The sequence below is a fragment of the Phenylobacterium sp. genome (assembly GCF_036563385.1).
In the GTDB taxonomy this organism is placed as follows: Bacteria; Pseudomonadota; Alphaproteobacteria; order Caulobacterales; family Caulobacteraceae; genus Phenylobacterium.
Window position 1 is genome coordinate 1 of record NZ_DATCML010000012.1, and the last position, 18,223, is coordinate 18,223.

Genomic DNA, 18,223 nt, shown 5'->3' on the forward strand with positions numbered 1-18,223 from the left:
CGTGCAGGCCCCCAGCCGACGGGGATTCGGCTCCCGGCTACTTGAGCGGGGGCTCGCGAGCGAGCTCAATGGCAGCGTTGAAATGACGTTCCCGTCTGATGGAGTGCGCTGCCGGATCAGCGCTCCGTTGGATGCAGCGCAACCAGGCGGCGCTCTCTAGCTGCGCGACAGCCCCAGGGACTCCTCGCAAGAATGCGCACGGCGCCCAATCCGTAAGCGGACCGTCCGAACGTCAGCTAAGGGTCGAAAGCGGACGTTAGCCTTCCTCCGAGGAGCGGACGTTCGGAGCTCGCCCGATAGCGGACCTTCGGAAGTCAGCGAGGCCGCCCAAGACACCCTGCCCCTCGACAGCGCGTTCATGGCGCAGGCCCGGGGAGAACGATCCTTCAGCCTTCGCAAGGCTGAAAAACCTTGACGCGACGTCCCAGGTATGTTCTCGTTTTGTTCATGGCGCTCGACCCTACCGCCGCCGAGGACCGTCACAGCCAGATGCTCGCGCAGCTGGCCGCCATGACGTTCACCCTGGCGCGGGACCTGTCGAACCGCGCCCTGGAGGCGGAGAGCAACGACGAGGCGGTGAAGCTCGCCGCCGCCTTCCACCAGGTCTCCCGCGGGCTGCGCCAGACGCTGGCGCTCGAGATGAAGGTCATCCGCTTCAAGGCCGAGCTCGCCAAGGAAGCCGCCAGCGCCGACTACGCGCTGCTCAAGGAAGCCCAGGAGGCGGTCCGCAAGCGCGAGGCCGAGCGCGTCGCACGCCGCCGGGCGCTCCGCAGCCGCATCGACGACGCCTTCTGGACTGAGGACGAGGGCCCCGACTGGTTCGTGCGACCCGAGAACGCGCCGGAGCCGCCCCCGCGCCCGCGGCCCGGCGATCCCTTCTGGACGAAGCTCACGGAGTTCATCGACGCGGCCGAGGCCGAGCCCGACTTCCTGACCCGCGACTTCGACATCATGGTCATCGAAGCCTGCGAAGCCATCGGCCTCGACCCCAACCTCCTCTACGAAATCCGCACCCGCTCAGAGGCCGCCGACCCAGAGCCCGAACCCGAGCCCACGGACTCCAGCTAACCCCCCTTTCCGCTGATCCCGGCGAAAGCCGTCACCCAAGCCGAGTCCGCACCCGCGCTGTCCCCCACCTGTCATCCCGGTTTCGCGGAGCGAAGACCGGGACCTCCAGCTCCGCGTCGGCCGTCTTCACCCCACCGCCCCCGCCGCACCCCACGCTCAACCCGCCGCGTCCAGGGGTCCCGGTCTTCGGCTGCGCCGAAACCGGATGACAGCCGCGAGGCGATGGGTCGCCATGCGCCAGCGCCAGCGCCGCGCCGTTCCGTGTGGCCCGTGTCTTCCGTGGTTCCCTCCGCCCCCCTCCCCCCACCCAGGATTTGACTTTCGCGGGCGCCGCCCGGATACCCCGCCCATGATCCCCCGCTACGCTCGCCCCGAGGCCGCCCGCATCTGGGACCCCCAGACGCGCTTCAAGATCATGTTCGAGATCGAGGCCCACGCCGCCGACAAGATGGCCGAGCTGGGGGTGATCCCGGCCGAGGCCGCCCGGGTGATCTGGGAGAAGGGCCGCGACGCGGTCTGGGACGCCGAGCGCATCGACGAGATCGAGCGCGAGGTGAAGCACGACGTCATCGCCTTCCTCACCCACGTGACAGAGATCGTCGGCCCCGACGCGCGCTTCCTGCATCAGGGGATGACCAGCTCGGACGTCAACGACACCACCCTCGCCGTCCAGCTCAGCCGCGCCACCGACCTGCTGATCGAGGACGTCGACCTCGTGCTGGCCGCCCTCAAGCGCCGGGCCCTCGAGCACCGGATGACCCCCACCGTCGGCCGCAGCCACGGGATCCACGCCGAGCCCACCACCTTCGGCCTGAAGCTCGCCGGCCACTACGCCGAGTTCCAGCGCGCCAAGGAGCGGCTGGCCATGGCGAAGTTCGAGATCGCCACCTGCGCCATCTCCGGCGCCGTGGGCACCTTCGCCAACGTCGCCCCCGAGGTGGAGGCCCACGTGGCCGAGCAGATGGGCCTCGCCGTGGAGCCCGTCTCCACGCAGGTCATCCCCCGCGACCGGCACGCCGCCTACTTCGCGGCCCTGGCGGTCGTCGCCTCGTCCATCGAGCGGCTGGCCGTCGAGATCCGCCACCTCCAGCGCACCGAGGTGCTCGAGGCCGAGGAGTTCTTCGACGTCGGCCAGAAGGGCTCGTCGGCCATGCCGCACAAGCGCAACCCGATCCTCACCGAGAACCTGACCGGCCTCGCCCGCCTCGTCCGCTCGGCCGTCGTTCCGGCCATGGAAAACGTCGCCCTCTGGCACGAGCGGGACATCAGCCACTCCTCGGTGGAGCGCGGCATCTGCCCGGACGCCACCGTCCACCTCGACTTCGCCCTGCGTCGCCTGGCCAATGTCATCGAGCGCCTGGTGGTCTACCCCGAGAACATGGCGAAGAACCTGGATCGCCTCGGCGGCCTGGTGCACTCCCAGCGCGTCCTCCTGGCGCTCACCCAGAAGGGCCTCAGCCGCGAGGCGAGCTACGCCGCCGTGCAGCGCAACGCCATGCGGGTGTGGCGCGGAGAGGGCAATTTCCTGGACTTCCTCGACGCCGACCCCGAGGTGACCCTCACCCGCGAGGAGCTCTCCGAGCTCTTCGATCCCGGCTACCACTTCAAGAACGTCGACCGCATCTTCGCCCGGGTGTTCGGCGAGCAACCCTAGCGCCGCTCAGGGGTTTTCGGCTTGGCTGGCGCGGGGGCGTTCGGCGCTCGACCGAAGGCGGAGAGGAACCCTGACCGGCTTGGTGCGGCCACGGCATGACTTCCTGCTGGGCGGCGGCGAGATGGGCGAGCGCCTGCGCGCCCACGACTGGTCGACCTCCCCCCTGGGCCCGCCCGAGGCATGGCCGCAGTCGCTCAGGACCTCGGTCTCAATCCTGCTGAACTCGGGCCACCCGATGTTCGTCGCCTGGGGCCCGGAGCTCGGCTTCCTCTACAACGACGCCTATGCGGTGATCCTGGGCGACAAGCACCCGGCCGCCCTTGGCCGGCGCTTCGAGGAGATCTGGGCCGACATCTGGGCCGACATCCTGCCCCTGGTCGAGACGGCGCTCTCCGGCGAAGCCACCTGGTCGGAGGACCTCCTGCTCAGGATGTTCCGGCACGGCTACTGGGAAGACACCTGGTGGACCTTTTCCTACAGCCCGGTGCGCGACGAGAGCGGCGCCGTGGGCGGCATGTTCTGCGCCTGTACCGAGACCACCGCCAAGGTGCTGGGCGAGCGCCGCCTCAAATTCCAGCTGGCCATCGCCGAGCGCCTCCGCCCCCTCACGGACCCGCGCGCCATCAAGGCCGCGGCGGCAAGCCTGCTGGGCGAGACCCTGGGCGCCGGTCGCGTGGGCTTCGCCGAGATGGAGGCCGACGAGAGCTGGCTCACGGTCGAGGACGACTGGGCGGTCGGCGACATGGCGCCCTTCCTGGGCCGCTTCCGGCTCGAGGATTTCGGCCCTGGCCTCGCCGAGCGCCTTCGCGCCGGCCAGGTGCTGCGCATCGACGACGTGCAGACCGACCCGCTCACCGCCGAACACGCCGCCAGTTTCGCCGCCCTGGGCATCGGCGCCGTCCTTGCGATGCCCCTGGTGAAGGAGGGCCGGGTGGTCACGGTTCTGTCGGCGCACATGGCCGCGCCCCGCGCGTGGACCGACGACGACCAGGCCATGGCGCAGGAGCTGGTGGAGCGGACCTGGAGCGGCGTGCAGCGGGCCCGCGCCGAGAACCGCCTGCGCGAGAACGAGGAGCGCCTGCGGCTGGTCCAGGCCGCCGGCGGGGTGGGCTCGTTCGACTGGGACATGCGCACCGGGACAATCCACCGGTCCCCGGAGTACCTGCAGCTGCAGGGCCTGCCCCCCGACCAAGGCGAGGCGGGCAGCTACACCGACGACTGGCTGAGCCGCGTCCACCCGGAGGACCGGGACCGGGTCTGGCAGGGCTTCCTGGACGACCGCGCCCGCACCGGCCCGTTCGCCCGCGAGTACCGCATCGTGCGCGCCTCGGACGGCGAGGTGCGCTGGATCCACAACCGCGGCCGCATCGACGCCGACCCGCAGGGCCGCGCCGTGCGCCTGCTCTCGGTGCAGACAGACATCACCGACCGCAAGCGCGACGAGACGCGCCACCGCCTGCTGCTCAACGAGCTGAACCATCGGGTGAAGAACACCCTGGCCACGATCCAGTCGATCGCCGCCCAGACCCTGCGCAACGCCGCTTCGCTCGCCCAGGCCCAGGCCGACTTCGAGAACCGCCTGCTGGCGCTGTCCCGCACCCACGACATCCTCACGCGCCGCACCTGGGAGGGCGCGACGGCGGCCGAGATCGCGGAGGGCGCCATCCAGCCCTACGGACCCGAGCGCTTCCGGTGCGAAGGCCCGACCGTCGACTTGCCGCCGCAGACGGCGCTCTCCATCGCCATGGCCCTGCACGAGCTTGGGACCAACGCCGCCAAGTACGGCGCGTTGTCGGCGCCGGGCGGCCGGGTGGAGATCGGCTGGACGGCCGAGACGGCGGGGCTGCGGCTCACCTGGCGCGAGCGGGGCGGCCCGCCCGTGGCGCCGCCCACCCGCCGCGGCTTCGGCAGCCGCCTCCTCGAGCGCGGCCTCGCGCGCGAGCTTGGGGGCGGCGTGCGCCTGACCTTCGACCCCCAGGGCGTCGTCTGCGAGATCTTCGCCCCGCTCCCGGACGACGCGGCGGACGGCTGAGGCTCCCTCGCCAGCTTGACGGCCCCAGCGTAACCCGGCGTCACCTCCGCCCAACGGAGGACGTCTCATGGACATGCAAGCGATCCTGGCGGCGCAGAAGGCCGCGCACCTGCGGGACGGGCCGCCGAGCGCCGAGCAGCGCATCGCGCGCATCGACCGCTGCATCGAGCTCCTGGTGGACCACCGCGCGGCCATCGAGGCGGCGATCAATACGGACTTCGGCTCCCGCTCGCGGGAGGCGACCGCCTTCACCGACATCGCCGGCTCCATCGGCCCGCTGAAGCACGCCAAGGCCAACCTGCGCCGCTGGATGAAGCCCGAGAAGCGCAAGACCACCCCCGCGATCCTCGGACTGTTCGGGGCCAAGGCCGAGGTCCGCTACCAGCCGAAGGGCGTGGTGGGGGTGATCAGCCCCTGGAACTTCCCGGTGAACCTCACCTTCGCGCCCCTGGCCGGCATCCTCGCGGCCGGCAACCGGGCGATGATCAAGCCTTCGGAGTACACCCCGGCCACCTCCGAACTGCTGAAGACCATGTTCGCCAAGGCCTTCTCCGAGGAGGAGATCGCCGTGGTCACCGGCGGCCCGGAGATCGGCGAGTCCTTCGCCCACCTGCCCTTCGACCACCTCATCTTCACCGGGGCCACGAGCATCGCGCGCCACGTCATGCGGGCGGCGGCCGAGAACCTCGTGCCCCTGACCCTCGAGCTCGGGGGGAAAAGCCCGGTGATCCTCGGCCGCTCGGCCGACCTGGACGTGGCCGCCGCTCGGGTGATGAACGGCAAGACCCTGAACGCCGGCCAGATCTGCCTCGCGCCCGACTACGTGCTGGCCCCGCACGACAGGATGGACGCCTTCGTCGCCTCCGCCCGCGCCTCGGTGGAGAAGATGTTCCCCACCATCAAGGACAACCCGGACTACACCTCCATCGTCGCCCAGCGGCACTACGACCGCATCACGGGCTACATCGACGACGCCCGCGCCAAGGGCGCGCAGATCGTCGAGCTGAAGCCAGAGCACGAGGACCTCAGCCAGCAGGAGCATCGCAAGATCGCGCCCACGCTGATCCTGGAGCCGACCGACGACATGAAGGTGATGCAGGAGGAGATCTTCGGCCCGGTCCTGCCGGTGAAGAGCTACCGCAGCGTGGACGAGGCCATCGCCTACGTGAACGCCCGCGACCGGCCGCTCGGCCTCTACTACTTCGGCGACGACGCCGGCGAGCGCGAGAAGGTGCTCACCGCCACCACGGCGGGCGGGGTCACGGTCAACGACGTGATCATGCACGTGGCCCAGGAAGAGCTGCCGTTCGGCGGCGTGGGCCCGTCGGGCATGGGCAGCTACCACGGCGCCGATGGCTTCCGGGAGTTCAGCCACCGCAAGGCGGTGTTCAGCCAGATCAAGAAGGACATCGGCCCGCTGCAGGCGCTCCGCCCGCCCTACGGGCCTGGCATCCGGAAGTACCTGGAAGGCGCGATCAAGGCGTAAGGCCGCCGGGCGGCGCGCCGGGCTCAGCTCTCGGCGCGGACGCTCTCGCGGGCCTGGGCCATCAGCTCGGCCATCTTCATGCGGACCTCGCCCTCGCTGACCGCGACGCCGGCGCCCTTGAGGTCCTCGAACACCTTGCGCAGCACGTCGTCGTCCGCGGGCTGCTCCAGGTCCGACTTCACGACCGCGTTGGCGTATTCCTCGACCCGCGCCGCCTGCAGGCCCATGAGGCCCGCGGCCCACTGCCCAAGCATGCGGTTGCGGCGGGCGGTGGCCTTGAATTCCTGTTCCTGATCGAGCGCGAACTTTCTTTCGAAGCCCCGTTCACGATCGTCAAAGGTGGTCATGTCGTCCCCGAAAGCGGCGCGGAAGCGGGCGACCACATATCCCGTGAGGCTCCGGCCCGCAATCGAAAGCGCGGGCGTTCGGCCAGTTTGCGCCGCGCCGCCGCATCCGCTAATTTCCCGACGCCTCAAATTGAGCGAGAGGCCGAGTCGGCCCGCGCGCGCACGGATCAGCCGCGCGCGTTTTTCGTTTCGCCGACCGGTACGCGCCTCGCACGGAGAAGGCTTGAGAATGACCCGGCGTAAGAAGATCTACGAGGGCAAGGCCAAGATCCTCTACGAAGGTCCCGAGCCCGGCACTCTGATCCAGTACTTCAAGGACGACACCACCGCGTTCGATGCGACCAAGAAGGCCGTGCTCGAAGGCAAGGGGGTGATCAACAACCGCATCAGTGAGTACATCATGACGCGGTTGAACTCGATCGGCGTCCAGAACCACTTCATCAAGCGGCTGAACCTGCGCGAGCAGCTGATCCGGGAGGTGGAGATCATCCCGCTCGAGGTGGTCTGCCGCAACGTGGCGGCGGGCTCGCTGTCCAAGCGATTCGGCCTGCCCGAGGGCCAGGCCCTGCCCCGCTCGATCATCGAGTTCTACCTGAAGGACGACAAGCTCCACGACCCGATGGTCGCCGAGGAGCACATCACCGCGTTCAACTGGGCCTCGACCCAGGAGATCGACGACATGATGGCGCTCACCCTGCGGGTGAACGACTTCCTGACCGGCATGTTCGGCGCCGTCGGCATCACCCTTGTGGACTTCAAGATCGAGTTCGGCCGCATCTGGGAGAACGACTTCTCCCGCATCATCCTGGCCGACGAAATCAGCCCTGACAGCTGCCGGCTGTGGGACACCGCCACCAACGAGAAGCTCGACAAGGACCGGTTCCGCCGGGACCTCGGCAACGTCATCGAGAGCTACACCGAGGTTGCGCGCCGGCTCGGCATCATGAAGGAGATGCCCACCGTGATTCAGGGGGGGCTCCACTAGTGCGCGCCAAGGTCCACGTGTTCCTCAAGCCGGGCGTCCTCGACGTCCAGGGCAAGGCGGTCGAACAGGCCCTGCATGGCCTCGGCTGGGGCGGCGTCGAGCACGTCCGGGTCGGCAAGACCATCGAGTTCGACCTGCAGGGCTCCGACCGGGTGGCCGCCGAGGCCGAGGTCAAGGCCATGTGCGAGAAGCTGCTCGCCAACACGGTAATCGAAAGCTACCGCGTGGAGCTGGCGTGAGGGCTTCGCCCCTCGCGCTCCTTCCCCTCTTCGCCCTGGCCGCCTGCGCGGAGCCCGCCCCGCCCGCGGCCCCGCCGCTGGCGCTGGACTGCGCGCGGCCCTTTGACCAGCTCGTCGCCGCCATCACCGCCCAGCCGCTGAGCAAGGCGCCCGGCGACCCGGCCGAGCCCTACGACTACTATTCCACCCCCGACGGCAAGGCGTCCTACCTGGTCACCCGGCCCGGCGCGCCCGGGCACCCGGCGGTCATGATGCAGCAGGTGCGGGGCGGCGACGTGGTCACCACAGGCTGCCCCTATGGCGACAAGCTTGGCTATGACCAGCTTCATGCCTATCTCGACAGTCTGAAGTCGTGGAGGCGCCAATGACCGGATACCACCTCGCCCAGATCAACGTGGGCCGCTTCCGGGCGCCCACCGACGATCCGATGATCAAGGACTTCATGGACAACCTCGATCGCATCAATGCGATCGCCGACGCCGCCCCCGGTTTCGTCTGGCGCCTGAAGGGAGAGGGCAACAACGCCACCGACATCCGGCCCAACGACCAGGACCCGCTGTTCGCCATCAACATGAGCGTCTGGGAAAGCGTGCAGGCGCTGGGCGCCTTCGTCTACCGCTCCGATCACCTGCCGATCATGCGCCGCCGGGGCGAGTGGTTCGAGAAGATGGAGCTGTTCATGTGCCTCTGGTGGGCGCCCAAGGGCCACGTGCCGACCGTGGACGAAGGCCTCGCGCGTCTTGAGGTCCTGCGCCGGCGCGGCCCCACGGCGGAGGCCTTCACCTTCCGCGACGTCTTCCCGGCCCCCGACGCGATTCAGGCGCCCGCGCCCGTCCTCGATGAGTGCGCCTGACCCCACGCGGAAGCCGCCAGAACCGAGTTGCACGCCGCGGGGCGGCTCGCCAAGTGACCGCCTCCCCCCGCCGCCCGAACAGTGCTAAGGCCCGCGCCATGAAAGCCGCCGTCGTCGTTTTCCCCGGCTCCAACTGTGACCGGGACTGCAAGGTCGCCATCGAACGCTCCACCGGCGCGGAGGTGTCGATGGTCTGGCACGGGGACACCGAGTTGCCGAAAGGCCTCGACCTGATCGTCCTGCCGGGCGGCTTCTCCTACGGAGACTACCTGCGTTGCGGCGCGATGGCCTCCTTGTCGCCGGTGATGGCCGAGGTGAAGGCCGCCGCCGAGCGCGGCGTGGCCACTGTGGGCATCTGCAACGGTTTCCAGATCCTCTGCGAGGTGGGCCTGCTGCCGGGCGCCCTGCTGCGCAACGAGGGCCTGAAGTACGTCTGCAAGCCCATTGAGCTCGAGGTGACCAACGCCCAGACCCGCTTCACCGCGGGCTACCAGGGCCGCCGCCAGGTCGCGATGACCGTCGGGAACGGCGAGGGCAATTTCTTCGCCGACGACGCTGTCCTCGACCGCATCGAAGGCGAGGGACAGGTGGTCTTCCGCTACCTCGACAACCCCAACGGCTCGGCCCGGGACATCGCCGGCATCGTCAACGCCAAGGGCAATGTGCTGGGCATGATGCCCCACCCGGACCGGGCCTTCGAAGCCGAGCTCGGGTCCGCCGACGGCGCGATCCTCTTCCAGAGCGCCCTGGCCAGCGCTTGAGCTTGGGGCTGCGGCCCCGCTAGGGTCCGGCCATGAAGCAAGCCCTCTTCGCCGCCGCGGCGGCGGTCCTCGTCCTCTCCGCGCCGGCCCAGGCCCAGACCCCGCCCATGACGCCGGATATCCCGGCGACCTTCCGCGCCCCCACCGACCGCTACGACTACGAGCGGCGCGAGGTGATGATCCCCATGCGCGACGGGGTGCGCCTCTACACGGTGATGATCGTGCCCAAGGGGGTCAGGGACGCGCCCATCCTGCTGACCCGCACGCCCTATAACGCCAAGAAGTCCACCGAGCGGAACGCCTCGCCACAGGCTGTCGCCGCCGGAACCCAGATGGACGAGGCCTTCCTCGCCGACGGCTATATCCGCGTCTACCAGGACGTCCGCGGCAAGTACGGCTCGGAAGGCGACTACGTGCTCACCCGTCCGGTCCGCGGGCCGCTCAACAACACGAACATCGACCACGCCACCGACGCCTATGACACCATCGAATGGCTGGTGAAGAATGTGAAGGAGTCCAACGGCCGAGTCGGCATGATCGGCTCCTCCTATCCGGGCTTCACCACCGCCATGGCACTGACCGATCCCCACCCGGCGCTCAAGGCGGCCGTGCCTCAGAGCCCGATGGTCGATGGCTGGATGGGCGACGATTGGTTCCAGAACGGCGCCTTCCGCCAGACCATGCTGGACTGGTTCGCCAACCAGATGACCGTGCGGGGGATGGGCGACGATCTCGCCCGGGTCGGGCTCGACGACTACGACAACTTCCTGCGCGCCGGCTCGGCCGGCGAGTTCGCGCGGCAGAACGGCCTCGACCAGCTCCCGGCCTTCCGCAAGATGACCGAGCACCCGGCTTACGACTCCTTCTGGCAGGAGCAGGCCCTCGACAGGACCCTCGCCAAGCGGCCGCTGAAGGTGCCGACGCTCTGGGTGGGCGCCCTGTTCGACCAGGAGGACATCTACGGCGCGCTGCACGCCTACAAGGCGACGGAGGCCAAGGACGCCAACAATGACATGAACTTCCTGGCGCTGGGCCCCTGGCGCCACTCGGGGGTCAACTACGAGCAGCGCCAGCTGGGCGCCATCAAGCTGCCCGGCGACACCGCCACCGACTTTCGCCGACGCGTGCTGAAGCCGTTCCTCGACGAGCACCTGAAGACGAGCGGCGCGAAAGCCAACATCGCCCCGGTGACCATCTTCCAGACCGGCACGATGCAGTGGCGCAGCTATCCCAAGTGGCCGCTGGCCTGCGAGAGCGGTTGTCCGGCGAAGATGCAGCCGCTCTACCTTCAGCCCGGCTTCAAGGTGGGCTTCGAGCGGCCGGCCGGCGGGAAGGGCTTCGACGAATACGTCTCCGACCCGGCCAAGCCGATATCCTACGTGCCCCGCCCGGTGCGGGCTGATCAGAACGAGCAGTGGCGCTTCTGGCTGGTCTCCGACCAGCGACATGCCGCCACCCGGCCCGACGTCCTGACCTACGTCTCCGAGCCGCTCACCGCCCCTCTGCAGATCTCGGGCGAGCCGGTGGTCAACCTGTTCGCCTCCACCAGCGGCACGGACTCCGACTGGGTGGTGAAGCTCATCGACGTGCAGCCGGACTTCGTGCCGTCCGACCTCGACATGAGCGGCTACCAGATGCCGGTGGCGCTGGAGATCTTCCGCGGGCGCTACCGCGACAGCCTGGAGAAGCCCACGGCCATTCCGGCCGGCAAGGTCCAGAAGTACAGGTTCGAGCTGCCCACCACGAACCACGTCTTCCTGCCGGGCCACCGGATCATGGTGCAGGTGCAGTCGAGCCTCTTCCCGCTCTACGACCGCAATCCGCAGACCTTCGTGCCGAACATCTTCTTCGCCAAGCCGTCCGACTACCGCAAGGCGACCCAGCGGGTGTGGCGCGCCGGCGCCCAGGCCAGCGCCATCGAGCTGCCGGTGGTGGCCCAGCCCTAGCCGGTCTCGTGGGGCGGGCCCACATGTGCTAGGAGCCCGCCCCCTTCCGTTTCTGCCGCCGCGTTGTATCGAGGCGTTCTCAAGGATCGCCGACGATGCCGTTTCCTCAGACCCACCCTGCCCTTTCCCGTGCGCTTGAAGCCCAGGGGTACGCCGAGCCCACGCCGGTCCAGGCCGCCGTGCTGGAGGCTCCGTCCGACCGCGACCTGCTGGTCTCCGCCCAGACCGGCTCGGGCAAGACCGTCGCCTTCGGGCTGGCGGCCGCGCACCAGCTGCTCGGCGACGCCGAAGCCTTTGGCCCGGCGGAAGAGCCCTTCGCCCTGGTCATCGCCCCGACCCGCGAGCTCGCCCTGCAGGTCGCCCGCGAGCTCGGCTGGCTGTACGAGCCCGCGGGCGCCAAGATCGTCACCTGCGTGGGCGGCATGGACGCCCGGCGCGAGCAGCGCGCGCTGGCCGCCGGCAGCCACATCGTGGTCGGCACCCCCGGTCGCCTGCGCGACCACCTCGAACGCGGCAACCTGATCCTCAAGGACCTGCGCGTCGCCGTCCTCGACGAGGCGGACGAGATGCTCGACATGGGCTTCCGAGAGGACCTGGAGGAGATCCTCGACTCCACGCCGACCGATCGGCGCACCCTGCTGTTCTCGGCGACCCTGCCCAAGGACATCGTGGCGCTGGCCCGCCGCTACCAGCGCGAGGCGCACCGCATCGACACGGTCCGCCGCGACGAGGCCCACGGCGACATCGAGTACCGCGCCGTGCGCGTGGCCCCCACTGAGCTGGAGAACGCCGTCGTCAACCTGCTGCGCTGGTTCGAGGCCCCGGGCGCGCTGATCTTCTGCTCGACGCGGGAGTCCGTGCGGCACCTCTATGGCGCCTTGCGCGAGCGCGGCTTCGCCGCCGTCCAACTTTCCGGCGAGCTGTCGCAGAAGGAGCGCGCCGACGCCCTGCAGTCCCTGCGGGACGGCCACGCCCGGGCCTGCGTGGCGACCGACGTCGCCGCACGCGGCCTCGACCTGCCCGACCTCGGGCTGGTGATCCACGCCGAGCTGCCGATTAACAAGGCCGCCCTGCTCCACCGCTCCGGCCGCACCGGCCGCGCCGGCAGGAAAGGCACGTCCGTCCTGCTCGTGCCGCACAACCGCCGGCGCAAGGCCGAGCAGCTGCTGGCCTCGGCCGGGGTCGACGCAGAGTGGTCCGGCCCGCCGACCGCCGACGAGGTCCGGGCCCGCGACGAGGCGCGGCTGCTGGCCGATCCCGCGCTGACCGAGGCGCCCGCGCCCGAGGACCTGGAGCTGGCCCGCCGCCTCGTGGAGGAACGCGGGGCGGAGGCGATCGCCGCGGCCCTGATCCGCACCTGGCGCGCCCGCCTGCCGGAGCCGGAGGAGATCCTCGACGCCCCGCCGGAGCGCGACCGCGCCGAGCGGCCGGCGCGGCCGGAGCCGGTCAGCTACGGCGTGGATGACGCCGCCTGGTTCCGGGTCAGCCTCGGCCGCCGCAACAATGCGGACCCCAAGTGGCTGATCCCCCTGATCTGCCGCCTGGGCCACGTCACCAAGCAGGACATCGGCCAGATCCGCATCTTCGACCGCGAGACCAAGTTCCAGATCGCCCGTGGCGTCGACGCCCGCTTCCGGGAGGCGGTGGCCCAGGCCACCGACGACCGCGACCTGCGGATCGAGCCGGCCGGCGAGCCCGGCCCGCAGGAGCGGCGCGGGCCCGGCGGCCCCCGCCGCGGGCCGCCACGCAAGGCGCCCGGCGGCGGCAAGTCCAACGACGGCGGCCCCCGCGGAAAGCCGCCCCGCCGTTAGGCTCCGCCGGCCACCTGCATCGACCTGCGCCGCGTTGCGCCGGGATCGAACCCTCGGTACGGTCCCGCCGCTTAAGCGGACACCGCGGGCGAGGGGAAGAGGACAGGATGAGCACGACGACGGCGGCCTCGAGCGAGGGCCACATCACCGGTTTTGGGTCGAAGGGCTACCGCAGCTATGTGCTGACCGCCCTGCTGGTGATCTACATCCTGAACTTCGTGGACCGCGGCCTGCTCTCGGTCGTCGCCCCTCAGATGAAGCCCGAGCTGGGCATCTCCGACACCGCATTCGGCCTGCTCACCGGCTTCGGCTTCGCCCTGCTCTACACCGTCGTCGGCATCCCGCTGGCGCAGTTCGCCGAGACCCGGCACCGGGTCTGGATCATGACCGTGTGCGTGGCGCTCTGGTCCCTGATGACCGCGCTCTGCGGCCTCGCGGCGGAAATCACCATCGGTTCGATCACCATCGGCGCCTTCTGGATCCTGCTCGCCTGCCGCGTCGGCGTGGGCATCGGCGAGGCCGGCTGCACGCCCCCCGCCAACTCCCTCATCGCCGACTACTACCCGCCGAAGAGCCGCTCGACCGCGCTGGGCTACTACGCCATGGGCGTGACGCTCGGCGGCCTGCTCGCCAACCTGATCGGCGGCCCGGTGACCGACGCCTACGGCTGGCGTGCGGCCTTCTTCATCCTTGGGATCCCCGGGATCCTCGTGGCGGTCGTCCTGAAGCTCACCGTGAAGGAGCCGCCGCGGGGCTACACCGATCCGCCGGGCACGGTGAGGCGGGTGAACCCGAAGTTCTCCGACGCCATGAAGGAACTCGCGGCCAAGCCGTCGTTCTGGACGATGACCGTCGCCGCCACGATCGCCGCCTTCTGCGGCTACGGCATCTCGTCCTTCCAGTCCCTGTTCCTGAACCGCAGCTTCGGCCTGACGGCCGGCGAAGCCGCCCTGATGATCAACACGCCCGTGGCCTTGGCCGCCGCCGTCGGCACCGTGGCGACCGGCTGGCTGGCCGAGAAGCTCGGCGGCCGTCATCCCAACGCCATCGCCTGGCTGGCCGGCATCGGCCTTACGCTCAGCGTGCCGTTCTACTTCGTGGCCTTCACCACCCATAACCTGTGGCTCTGCCTGGTCGGCCTCGCGCTAGGCAGCGGCATCAAGTACGGCTACCTCGCCGCCCAGTACACGATCGGCCAGGGCGTGGTCTCCGCACAGTTCCGCGCGGTCGCCACCGCCATCCTGCTCTTCGTGGTCAACCTGCTGGGCTACGGCCTGGGCCCGCTGTTCATCGGCGCCCTCAGCGACCTCATCTTCAACCTGCAGGTGGCCGACCTCGGCGCGGCCGACCTCACCCGCAAGAGCTGCGAAGGCGCGGCCCGCGCCGCGCTGGCCGCGGCGCAGCAACAGGTCTGCGCCATCGCCCACCCCCAGAGCCTGCAACGCTCCCTGCTGATCACCGCGGCGCTCTACGCCGTGGGCGGCGCGTTCTTCTTCCTGACCTGCCGCTGGCTGAAGAAGGACATGGTGGCGAAGTAGCAAAGTCGCGTCGCAGGTCGCGGCGGCAGGAGGCGGGGCGCCTAGGGTGCGCCGCCTCCGCGGGCGAGCGGCCTGTCAAGCGCTGCCGAAGCTGGCCGCGACGCCCGGACGCAGCGCCCAAATGTCAGCCTCACGCGGAGCGCTTAGCGGACTAACTGTCGGGCGCGCCAAGGAGGCTCCATTGGAACGCATCCCTCACTCTCCCTTCGACAGCTTCTTCATGGGCGGCTTCGACTGCGCCACCCAGCGGCGCCGGGACGGCGCGCGGGTGGACTCGCTGATCGCCCAGGGCCACGACCGCTTCGCCGGCCAGGACTACGCCGCGGTCGCCGGCCACGGGTTGACCACCGTCCGCGATGGACTGCGCTGGCACCTGATCGAGGGCGTGCGCGGCGAGTATGACTGGTCGAGCTGGCGGCCCATGCTGCGCGCCGCGCACGAGGCCGGCGTCCAGGTCGTCTGGGACCTCTGGCACTACGGGCATCCCGACTGGCTGGACATCTGGTCGCCCGACTTCGTGGAGCGCATGGCCGCCTTCGCCGAGGCGGCCGCCCGGGTCCGCGCCGAGATCTCGGATGAGGTCCCTCTGTGGTGCCCGATGAACGAGATCTCCTACTTCGCCTACATGGCCGGCGACCAGGCCGAGTGGGCGCCCTACGCCCGCGGCCGCGGGCCCGAGCTCAAGCGCCAGCTGGTGCGCGCCGCCGTCGCGGCGACCGACGCCGTCCGGCGCGTGGACCCGCGGGCCCGAATCCTGTGGTGCGAGCCCTGCGTTCACATCGTTCCGCAGTCCATGCACCCGGACGACGTCGCCGAGGCCCGCATCGTTGCGGAAGCCCAGTGGGAAGCCTTCGACATGCTCTCCGGCCGGCGCGATCCGGAGCTCGGCGGCCATCCGGCGGTGCTCGATATCGTCGGGCTGAACTTCTACTCGCACAACCAGTGGACGCCCGCGGGCAACTTCGTGCCGCTGGGCCACCACTCCTGGCGGCCGTTCTCCACCATGCTGACGGACATCGCCAGCCGCTACGGCCGGCCGGTGATCGTCGCCGAGACGGGCGCCGAGGGATCCGCCCGGGCCGCCTGGATCCACTACGTGGCCGCCGAGGTGGAGGAGGCCCGGGAGTCCGGCGTTCCCGTTCAGGGGATCTGCCTCTATCCGGTCGCCAACTATCCGGGGTGGAACGACGGGAGGCTGTGCCCGACCGGCCTGCTCGGCGCGCCCGAGGCGGACGGCCGCCGCCCCGTGCACATGCCGCTGGCGCGCGAGCTCGCCCGGCTGCAACGCGACCTCGAGGAGCCGCGCCGTCCGCCGGTCATGCTGGCGGCCGAATAGGCGGGCCGGGGCCCGCTCTGGCGGGCCTCAGAACTCTTCCCAGCTGTCCGTCGCGCTAGCCGCGCTCGGGGCCGGCTTGCGCGCCGCGCCGCCACCGCCCACCGTCCTCATCGCGGTGACCGTGCGTTGGGCGCTCGGCGCTGCGGGTTCGGCGGCCCGCGCGCCCGCCTGAGGCGCCCCGGAGACCCGGAACCGGGCCACCGACCTGTCGAGCACGTCGGCCTCGTTGCTGAGCCCGTGGCTCGCGGCGGTGGACTCCTCCACCATGGCGGCGTTCTGCTGGGTGAGCTGGTCCATCTGGTTGACCGCGTTGTTCACCTCGGCGATGCCCCTCGACTGCTCGTGAGCGCCGGCGGCGATCTCCGACACCAGGCCGTCGATCTGGGCCACCCGCTCAACGATGCGTTCGATGAACGAGCCGGTACGGTCGACCAGTTCGACGCCGCGGCCCACATGCTCCGAGGACGCCGAGATCAGGGTCTTGATCTCCTTCGCCGCCTCGGCCGACCGCTGCGCCAGCGCGCGCACTTCCATGGCCACCACTGCGAAGCCCTTGCCTGCCTCACCAGCGCGGGCGGCTTCGACGCCGGCGTTCAGGGCCAGCAGGTTCGTCTGGAAGGCGATCTCGTCGATCACCCCGATGATGCTGCCGATTTCCCCCGCCGAGCGCTCGATCTCGCTCATGGCGGCGACCGCCTCCTTAACGACCGTGCCGCTCGACTGGGCGTCGGAGCGGGCGTCCTGCACCACCTTGGCGCATTCGGTCGCCCCTTCCGCCGACTTGCGGACCGTCGCGGTGATCTCGTCCAGGGCGGCCGCCGTCTCTTCGAGGTTGGCGGCCTGCTGCTCGGTGCGGCGCGACAGGTGGTCGGCGGCGGTCGCGATTTCGCCCGAGCCCGAGCGGATTCCGCGGACGTTGCCGAGCACCACCGCCATGGCGGTCTCGAGTTGGGTCATCGCCTCGTTGAAGTCGACCTTCAGCTTCTCGTACTGCTCCGGGAAGGCGAGATCGATCCGGTGCGTCAGGTCGCCCGCGGACAGCCGCTCCAGCCCATTGCCGAGGGCAGCCACGACGCCGGCCAGTTCCTGGGCGGCTCGCGCCTTGGCCGCCTCGTTGCGGGCGCGCTCTTCGTCTGCGGCCTTGCGCTGCTCGGCGGTCAGGCCCTCCAGGCGCAGCTTCTCGATCCCCGCCTCCTTGAACACCATCACGGCGTCGGACATCAGGCCGAGCTCGTCCTTACGGCCGCGGGCGGGAACCTCAGCGGTGAAATCCCCCGAGGCGAGCTGCCGCATGGCGTCCGTCAGCGCGGTCACAGGACGGGCGATGGCGCGGGTCAGCAGCATGCCCAGCGCACTGGCGATCAGGACCGCCAGGGCGATGCACGCGCCAAGGGTGATGAACGCTTGGCTGGTGACCTTGTCCTGCTTGGCGTCCAAGGCGTCGCGCTGCTTGCCCTTCTGTTCGAAGAGGGCCTCGATGCCGTCTTCCGCGGGGGTGATCAGTTCGTCGGCCAGCCCGTCCGGGCCGACCATGTCGACGGCCTGTTGGCGGGTGATCGGGTCGGCGGCCAGCACCTGGCCCGCCTCTACGACTTCGGCGTGCCACTTGTCGGCGGCGGCCAGCACGTCGGCGACCACCTTCTCGCTCTCGGCCTCGCCCTTCACCAGCTCGCCGGCCGCGGCCATCCGCTTCTTGAAGTTGCCGCGGTGCTTCTCGATCCGCTCCAGGTAGTACGGGTTCGCCGAGAGCAGGAAGCCGCGGTAGCTGTTCTCCTGGCGGGCCAGGTAGAACTTGGCCTCCTCCAGCCTGGCGACCACCTCGTCGGCCTGCTTCGCCTCCTCGCGCGTCTCGCGAAGGCTGTTGAGCGTGAGGTAGGTCGAGCCGCCCATGCCAATCATCGTCAGCACGACGGCGGCGAAGCCGACGGTCAGCTTGCGAGAGATGCGGAGGTTGTCCATGAACATAGCGGGCTAACTATTCTTGCCTAAGTGGACGTTCACCGTCCCATTACTGAGCCATTCCCGAAGAAGGCGTTACTGCGCGGCAATAACTTACGTTGATCAGCGGTAGCGTACGCATACTGACGATCATCTTCAGTTGACGATCGCGAGGCCGGCCACGCCGCTGGGCGGCCTTCCCCCTATCGCGCGCTGGAGAGAGTCCGGC

General features: G+C 70.0%; 15 protein-coding genes. 13 read left to right on the forward strand and 2 right to left on the reverse strand.

The annotated features are described in order from the left end of the window. The first annotated feature begins 447 nt into the window (after positions 1 to 447). The 4 genes from VIL67_RS11175 to VIL67_RS11190 all read left to right on the forward strand — a co-directional run bounded on the left by VIL67_RS11175 (position 448) and on the right by VIL67_RS11190 (position 6,240). A complete protein-coding gene (locus VIL67_RS11175) occupies positions 448 to 1,068 on the forward strand; it encodes a hypothetical protein (RefSeq protein WP_332048974.1) in 621 nt (206 codons plus the stop codon). Positions 1,069 to 1,417: 349 nt separating this feature from the next. Beyond that, positions 1,418 to 2,722, forward strand: a complete 1,305-nt coding sequence (gene purB, locus VIL67_RS11180) for an adenylosuccinate lyase (RefSeq protein ID WP_332048975.1) — start codon at positions 1,418 to 1,420, stop codon at positions 2,720 to 2,722. An 82-nt stretch (positions 2,723 to 2,804) separates the two neighbouring features. After that, a complete protein-coding gene (locus VIL67_RS11185; protein WP_332048976.1) occupies positions 2,805 to 4,754 on the forward strand; it encodes a PAS domain-containing sensor histidine kinase in 1,950 nt (649 codons plus the stop codon). A gap of 67 nt (positions 4,755 to 4,821) precedes the next feature. Next, a complete protein-coding gene (locus VIL67_RS11190; protein ID WP_332048977.1) occupies positions 4,822 to 6,240 on the forward strand; it encodes a coniferyl aldehyde dehydrogenase in 1,419 nt (472 codons plus the stop codon). Positions 6,241 to 6,263: 23 nt separating this feature from the next. Here VIL67_RS11190 and VIL67_RS11195 read toward each other — a convergent pair whose 3' ends face one another. Beyond that, complete coding sequence (locus VIL67_RS11195) at positions 6,264 to 6,587, reverse strand: DUF1476 domain-containing protein (protein WP_332048978.1); 324 nt, start codon at positions 6,585 to 6,587, stop codon at positions 6,264 to 6,266. Between the two features lie 229 nt (positions 6,588 to 6,816). Here VIL67_RS11195 and purC point away from each other — a divergent pair, with 229 nt between their 5' ends. The 9 genes from purC (at position 6,817) to VIL67_RS11240 (ending at position 16,056) form a co-directional block, all read left to right on the forward strand. Then, the gene (gene purC, locus VIL67_RS11200) at positions 6,817 to 7,572 is read left to right on the forward strand and encodes a phosphoribosylaminoimidazolesuccinocarboxamide synthase (RefSeq protein WP_332048979.1); all 756 of its coding nucleotides are present in this window, start codon (positions 6,817 to 6,819) and stop codon (positions 7,570 to 7,572) included. Further along, positions 7,572 to 7,811: a phosphoribosylformylglycinamidine synthase subunit PurS gene (purS, locus tag VIL67_RS11205; protein WP_332048980.1), complete on the forward strand. Its 240-nt coding sequence runs from the start codon at positions 7,572 to 7,574 to the stop codon at positions 7,809 to 7,811. The genes purC and purS overlap by 1 nt, the downstream gene beginning before the upstream one ends. Continuing rightward, positions 7,808 to 8,179: a hypothetical protein gene (locus VIL67_RS11210; RefSeq protein WP_332048981.1), complete on the forward strand. Its 372-nt coding sequence runs from the start codon at positions 7,808 to 7,810 to the stop codon at positions 8,177 to 8,179. The genes purS and VIL67_RS11210 overlap by 4 nt, the downstream gene beginning before the upstream one ends. Further along, on the forward strand, positions 8,176 to 8,664 hold the full coding sequence (locus VIL67_RS11215) for a DUF3291 domain-containing protein (RefSeq protein ID WP_332048982.1): 489 nt from the start codon (positions 8,176 to 8,178) through the stop codon (positions 8,662 to 8,664). Before VIL67_RS11210 ends, VIL67_RS11215 begins: the two co-directional genes overlap by 4 nt. 98 nt (positions 8,665 to 8,762) lie before the next feature. After that, positions 8,763 to 9,425 (forward strand): phosphoribosylformylglycinamidine synthase subunit PurQ, encoded by a 663-nt coding sequence (gene purQ, locus VIL67_RS11220; RefSeq protein WP_332048983.1) that lies wholly within the window; start codon positions 8,763 to 8,765, stop codon positions 9,423 to 9,425. Between the two features lie 32 nt (positions 9,426 to 9,457). Then, positions 9,458 to 11,371 (forward strand): CocE/NonD family hydrolase, encoded by a 1,914-nt coding sequence (locus VIL67_RS11225; RefSeq protein WP_332048984.1) that lies wholly within the window; start codon positions 9,458 to 9,460, stop codon positions 11,369 to 11,371. Positions 11,372 to 11,466: 95 nt separating this feature from the next. Beyond that, positions 11,467 to 13,182: a DEAD/DEAH box helicase gene (locus VIL67_RS11230; protein WP_332048985.1), complete on the forward strand. Its 1,716-nt coding sequence runs from the start codon at positions 11,467 to 11,469 to the stop codon at positions 13,180 to 13,182. Between the two features lie 107 nt (positions 13,183 to 13,289). Further along, positions 13,290 to 14,720 (forward strand): spinster family MFS transporter, encoded by a 1,431-nt coding sequence (locus VIL67_RS11235; RefSeq protein WP_332048986.1) that lies wholly within the window; start codon positions 13,290 to 13,292, stop codon positions 14,718 to 14,720. 181 nt (positions 14,721 to 14,901) lie between these two features. After that, entirely contained in the window at positions 14,902 to 16,056 is a 1,155-nt protein-coding gene (locus VIL67_RS11240; protein ID WP_332048987.1) for a glycoside hydrolase family 1 protein, read from the forward strand. A gap of 27 nt (positions 16,057 to 16,083) precedes the next feature. Here VIL67_RS11240 and VIL67_RS11245 read toward each other — a convergent pair whose 3' ends face one another. Further along, the gene (locus tag VIL67_RS11245; protein WP_332048988.1) at positions 16,084 to 18,021 is read right to left on the reverse strand and encodes a methyl-accepting chemotaxis protein; all 1,938 of its coding nucleotides are present in this window, start codon (positions 18,019 to 18,021) and stop codon (positions 16,084 to 16,086) included. Positions 18,022 to 18,223 lie beyond the last annotated feature (202 nt).

What these genes read in the sequence shown, in the direction of transcription:
- purB (WP_332048975.1), top strand. Translation starts at nt 1,418, where the DNA reads ATGATCCCCCGCTACGCTCGCCCCGAGGCCGCCCGCATCTGGGACCCC.
- VIL67_RS11230 (WP_332048985.1), top strand. Translation starts at nt 11,467, where the DNA reads ATGCCGTTTCCTCAGACCCACCCTGCCCTTTCCCGTGCGCTTGAAGCC.
- VIL67_RS11225 (WP_332048984.1), top strand. Translation starts at nt 9,458, where the DNA reads ATGAAGCAAGCCCTCTTCGCCGCCGCGGCGGCGGTCCTCGTCCTCTCC.
- VIL67_RS11245 (WP_332048988.1), bottom strand. Translation starts at nt 18,021, where the DNA reads ATGTTCATGGACAACCTCCGCATCTCTCGCAAGCTGACCGTCGGCTTC.
- VIL67_RS11235 (WP_332048986.1), top strand. Translation starts at nt 13,290, where the DNA reads ATGAGCACGACGACGGCGGCCTCGAGCGAGGGCCACATCACCGGTTTT.
- purQ (WP_332048983.1), top strand. Translation starts at nt 8,763, where the DNA reads ATGAAAGCCGCCGTCGTCGTTTTCCCCGGCTCCAACTGTGACCGGGAC.
- VIL67_RS11190 (WP_332048977.1), top strand. Translation starts at nt 4,822, where the DNA reads ATGGACATGCAAGCGATCCTGGCGGCGCAGAAGGCCGCGCACCTGCGG.
- VIL67_RS11215 (WP_332048982.1), top strand. Translation starts at nt 8,176, where the DNA reads ATGACCGGATACCACCTCGCCCAGATCAACGTGGGCCGCTTCCGGGCG.
- purC (WP_332048979.1), top strand. Translation starts at nt 6,817, where the DNA reads ATGACCCGGCGTAAGAAGATCTACGAGGGCAAGGCCAAGATCCTCTAC.
- VIL67_RS11175 (WP_332048974.1), top strand. Translation starts at nt 448, where the DNA reads ATGGCGCTCGACCCTACCGCCGCCGAGGACCGTCACAGCCAGATGCTC.
- VIL67_RS11195 (WP_332048978.1), bottom strand. Translation starts at nt 6,587, where the DNA reads ATGACCACCTTTGACGATCGTGAACGGGGCTTCGAAAGAAAGTTCGCG.